The organism is Synechococcus sp. R8-2 (genome assembly GCF_047461715.1).
Classification (GTDB): domain Bacteria; phylum Cyanobacteriota; class Cyanobacteriia; order Thermostichales; family Thermostichaceae; genus Thermostichus.
Window position 1 is genome coordinate 1 of sequence record NZ_JANSHQ010000679.1, and the last position, 4,645, is coordinate 4,645.

The 4,645-nt window shown below is 57.6% G+C and carries 4 protein-coding genes and 1 tRNA gene; all 5 read left to right on the plus strand.

Going from position 1 to position 4,645, the window contains the following annotated elements; all coding sequences use genetic code 11:
• Positions 1–166: 166 nt before the first annotated feature.
• The 5 genes from NW819_RS13805 (at position 167) to NW819_RS13825 (ending at position 4,523) form a co-directional block, all read left to right on the plus strand.
• Complete coding sequence (locus tag NW819_RS13805) at positions 167–1,168, plus strand: zinc-dependent alcohol dehydrogenase family protein (protein WP_414349833.1); 1,002 nt, start codon at positions 167–169, stop codon at positions 1,166–1,168.
• A gap of 33 nt (positions 1,169–1,201) precedes the next feature.
• Positions 1,202–1,771: a hypothetical protein gene (locus NW819_RS13810; RefSeq protein WP_414332236.1), complete on the plus strand. Its 570-nt coding sequence runs from the start codon at positions 1,202–1,204 to the stop codon at positions 1,769–1,771.
• Positions 1,772–1,846: 75 nt separating this feature from the next.
• On the plus strand, positions 1,847–3,442 hold the full coding sequence (locus NW819_RS13815; protein WP_414414100.1) for an AAA family ATPase: 1,596 nt from the start codon (positions 1,847–1,849) through the stop codon (positions 3,440–3,442).
• A 295-nt stretch (positions 3,443–3,737) separates the two neighbouring features.
• Entirely contained in the window at positions 3,738–4,391 is a 654-nt protein-coding gene (locus tag NW819_RS13820; protein WP_414414101.1) for a Crp/Fnr family transcriptional regulator, read from the plus strand.
• Positions 4,392–4,450: 59 nt separating this feature from the next.
• Positions 4,451–4,523, plus strand: a tRNA-Phe gene (locus NW819_RS13825).
• Positions 4,524–4,645: the final 122 nt, after the last annotated feature.

Genomic DNA, 4,645 nt, shown 5'->3' on the forward strand with positions numbered 1-4,645 from the left:
GCTTCTCGGCGGTTTAGCTAAAATAGGCTAGAGAGCAGCTGCAAGACTCCGCAGGGTTGCAAAGCAACACCCCAATGGGGAGATGCCCATCTTCTCATCACCAGAACAAACTCTACCCTGCATCCTTTGAGCGGGCCAACCCAACTGAAGCTGACAACTTGAGCGCATGAAAGCCGTAGTCATGAGTGTGCCCGGCGGGCCAGAGGTTCTGCAGCTCCGAGAAGTACCTGAGCCCCAAATTCGCGGCGAGCGGGAGCTGCGCATCCGTCTGAGGGCAGCCGGCGTCAACCCCATCGACACCAAACTGCGGCAACGGGGCACCTTCTATCCAGAGGAGATGCCCGCCATTCTGGGGTGTGACGGTGCCGGCGTTGTGGAAGCCGTGGGATCCGGAGTTAGGCACTTTACAGTGGGAGACGAGGTGTACTTCTGCCACGGGGGTCTGGGCAGGCAGGCGGGGAATTACGCCGAGCTGATCGTGGTGGACGAGCGTTTTGTGGCTCCCAAGCCCAGAACTCTGAGCTTTGCGGAGGCTGCTGCTGCCCCGCTGGTGCTGATCACCGCCTGGGAAGCGCTGTACGACCGGGGACGTCTCCAGGCCGGCCAAAGTGTGCTCATCCACGGGGGAGCGGGTGGAGTTGGCCATGTGGCCATTCAACTGGCCCGTCTACGGGGATCCAAAGTGGCCACCACCGTGAGCACCCCGGAAAAGGCGGAGTTTGTCCGTTCCCTAGGCGCCGGCTTGCCCATCTTCTACCGGCAGACAGACTTTGTGCGCGCCGTTTTGGACTGGACAGGGGGAGAGGGGGTAGATCTTGCCCTAGATACCTTGGGCGGCAAGCTATTGGAGCAGACCTTCCCCGCAGTGCGCGTGTACGGAGATATCGTCACCCTGCTGGCCCCGGCCCCAGAGATCGACTGGCGGGTGGCTCGCGACCGCAACTTGCGGGTGGGATTTGAGCTGATGCTCACCCCGATGCTGAAAAGCCTGACCAACGCCCAACAAAATCAGGCGGAAATCCTCAGGCAATGTGCCCGCCTCATCGACCAAGGCCAACTGCGGATCCAGCTCAGCCACACCTTTCCTCTGGCCGAAGCGGCTGCCGCCCACCGGTTGCTGGAGCAGGGATCCGTTCTGGGCAAAATTGCCTTAACCATCCCCGAGTAGGCATGCTGGAGAAAGCCCGTTGAGGATCTGCCCATGGTTGCTCCTCTCACCCCCCACCTGCTGGAGAACGAGAGCTTCTACGAAAATGCCCTCTGCTGGCTAGGGCGACCCCAGACGGCCTATCGACTGTTGAGCGAAGCAGTTTTTCCTGCCATCTCCTCTTGGGTGCGGGGGGAGGTAGATAGCCACTCTTTTAACCACTGGCAACTGGAGGATGTGCGCACCTTTCTGTATCCGGTGGTGGCTCTGGGGGATCAAGAAACCCTTGTTCTCTCCAGTGAAGCCCTGCTCCTCTGCGGCATCGGCAACTATTACAACCCCTGTGACTTGGCCATTGTGGTGTTTGTGCAGCAGCCCCAAGAGCTGTTCAGCCAACTGATGCAGCGCATTCGCCGGGCCGAAGCCACTATCAGCCGCGGGCCAGACGTGCGCATGCTCTCGGAACAGGTAAACCTGGCCAAGCGCGGACAAGACTACATCAACACCAAATATCTGGTCTGGCCCTACGCTCTTTCCGGTGCTGCTCAAGATACGCTAATTCAGCAGGGGATCAGCCTCATCCGTCTTTCCCCCCAAGAAGCCGCCTTGCCCTTTAAGGAATAGGTGGAGGACAATCTGCTCTGTCGGCGGAAGATAGGGATCCCCGTCCAAGCCCTTTTTCCATCTCTATCGTTTTTCATGGTCGATACCCACCTGCCCCCCTTGATCCAAGCGATGCTGGATCCCGCCTTCTACCCTCATCCGGTACAGGATCCCATTCGGCTTATTCAAACCCACATTTCCTATATTCTGCTGACAGGCGACTATGCCTATAAAGTGAAAAAGCCTTTGGACTTTGGCTTTTTGAACTTCACCACCCTGGAGAGGCGGCGCCACTTTTGCCAAGAAGAGCTGCGCATGAACCAGCGCGGTGCTCCCGGCCTTTATCTGCAAGTGTTGCCCATTGTCCAGACCGATGGCCGATTTCAGTTCAACAGCAGCGGCGAGCCCATAGAATACGCTCTGCAAATGCGGCAATTTCCCCAAGAGCAACTGTTCAGCAACCTGTTTGAGCGGGGAGAGCTAACGCCGTCCTTGATGGAGGAGCTGGGGCGGGTGGTGGCGACGTTTCATGCCCAAACCGAGACCAACGACTACATCCGCAGCTTTGGCCGGCCAGAACGGGTGCGAGAAGCCTTTGACGAGAATTACGCCCAAACCCAGCGCTACGTCGGCGGCCCACAAACAGCTCAGCAATATCGAGAAACCCAAGCCTACACCGATCGCTTTTTTGCTGAGCGGCAGGAGCTGTTTCAACAAAGAATAGAACAAAACCGCATTCGTGAATGCCACGGAGACCTGCACCTAGGCAACATCTGTTTTTGGGAAGGGAAGATCCTGCTTTTTGATTGCATCGAGTTTAATGAAGCCTTCCGCTTTGTGGATGTCATGTACGACATATCCTATGGGGTGATGGATTTGGATGCCCGCCATCGCCCCGATCTGGGAAACGCCTATTTGAACACCTACCTGGAAGAAACCGGAGATTGGGAAGGGTTGAAGATCTTGCCTATTTACCTCAATCGGCAGGCCTACGTGCGGGCCAAGGTCACCTCTTTTTTGCTGGAGGATCCCACGGCAGCAGAGGAAGCCAAGGCCACAGCCTTTAGCACCGCCGCCCGCTATTACCGTCTTGCCTGGGAATACACCCTCCCCAAGCGGGGGCAGTTGTTCCTGATGTCGGGATTGTCGGGATCCGGCAAAAGCACGGTAGCCCGCCACTTGGCCCGTCAGCGGGGGGCCATTCACATTCGCTCCGATGCGGTGCGCAAGCATTTGGCCGGGATCCCTCTGCGGCAACGGGGGGGGCCGGAGGTTTATACCCCGGAGATGACCGATAAAACCTACCGCCGCTTGGTGCAGTTGGGAGTAGAGCTGGCCCAGGAAGGCTACACCGTGATTCTGGACGCCAAGTTTGACCGGCAAGCCCTGCGGGGGATGGCCATTGATCAGGCCCAACGCCAAGGGATCCCACTGCGCATCCTTCACTGCTACGCCCCTGAACCTGTTTTGCGGGAGCGCCTGCAACGCCGCAGCCCAGCTCCTCAACCCCTCTTGGCCCCAGCTGGTTCCAGCGATGGAGATCAGCAGCCCTCTGCCGACATTGCTGATGCCACCGCCGAGATGCTCTCCCAACAGCAGGCCCACTGGCAGGATTTTTCCGATTCGGAACGGCCTTTTTTAAAGGTTTTGGATACCAGCCAAGATTGGCCATCTCAACTTCAGCAGGTCTAGATCTCGACTCAAACTGCACAAACTCGAGAAAATTGCTATCAGCAAGATGGATTTTGCCGTTTCTGGGCTAGAGGATGGCAGCAGCTTTTGTTGTGCAGGGATCCCTTTCCAAAGTAGCGGTAAAAATTGGGTCTAAAGCCCTGCCCTATCGCTACGCAGTTCGCCCTGGCGGGCTGTAGGCTGGGGAGCAGGGGGGCTTTCCAGGCCTACCCTTTTCCCATCCCACTCAACCAGAACCAACCCCGTGCAGGAGGATCCAACAGTGAGCGATGTAACTCCAGATGACCTTCGCCTGATGCTCCTGTTCGAGGGCTTTCCTCCTGAGAGGCTAGAGCCGCTGGCCGGGCAAATGTCGTTGCGCTCCCACCCGGTCAACCAGGCCATCTTGTTACAAAATGACTGGGGTAACGCCGTTTATTTCATCCTGGAAGGGTGGGTCAAGATTCGCACCCATGATCTCGAAGGCCGGGAGATCACCCTCACCATTCTTGGTCCAGGGGAAATCTTCGGGGAAATGGCTGCTTTGGACGAAGCGCCTCGTTCTACCGACGTTGTAGCCCTAACAGCCACCAAAGTCAGTTGTCTGTCGGCCCAACACTTCCTGGCTTTTTTGGCTTCTGATCCTCAGGCCGGCATCCGCCTTGCTCAGCTCATGTCGCGCCGCTTACGGCAGATCAACCGTCGTCTGCAGTTGCGCGAGGCCAGTAGTACGGCCCGTGTTGCCGATATCCTGCTGTTTTTGGCCGAATCCCGTGGCCGGGTTAGCCGAAGTGGCGTAGAGATCCCCAACTTGCCCCATCGGGAGCTGAGCAGCCTCAGTGGCCTGGCTCGGGAAACGGTCACTCGCGTCCTGTCCAAGCTGGAGCAAGAGGAGCTGATCCGCCGGGATCGCAACCGAGATGTTCTCTGCATCCCCCAGACGGAGGCTTTGGAGAAATTGATTGGCTAAATTGGGGGCGCCACCAGTTGTCAAAACCCCCCTCGACATCGTAAGATAGTAGGTCCAGAGCCGGGATAGCTCAGTTGGTAGAGCAGAGGACTGAAAATCCTCGTGTCACCAGTTCAAGTCTGGTTCCTGGCATCTGGTATGAGTATGCTGAGGCGGGCTTGGGTCAACGACCTAAGCCTTTTTGCTATGTCGGTCTGGGGAGTTCTGCTCTTCTCTCTTCACGTGTATGCACATATAGCCACACAGCTCCGGGA

Bases quoted from the DNA above. Each gene is read 5' to 3' on its own strand.
- NW819_RS13805 (WP_414349833.1), top strand. From the start codon at position 167: ATGAAAGCCGTAGTCATGAGTGTGCCCGGCGGGCCAGAGGTTCTGCAG.
- NW819_RS13810 (WP_414332236.1), top strand. From the start codon at position 1,202: ATGGTTGCTCCTCTCACCCCCCACCTGCTGGAGAACGAGAGCTTCTAC.
- NW819_RS13815 (WP_414414100.1), top strand. From the start codon at position 1,847: ATGGTCGATACCCACCTGCCCCCCTTGATCCAAGCGATGCTGGATCCC.
- NW819_RS13820 (WP_414414101.1), top strand. From the start codon at position 3,738: ATGCTCCTGTTCGAGGGCTTTCCTCCTGAGAGGCTAGAGCCGCTGGCC.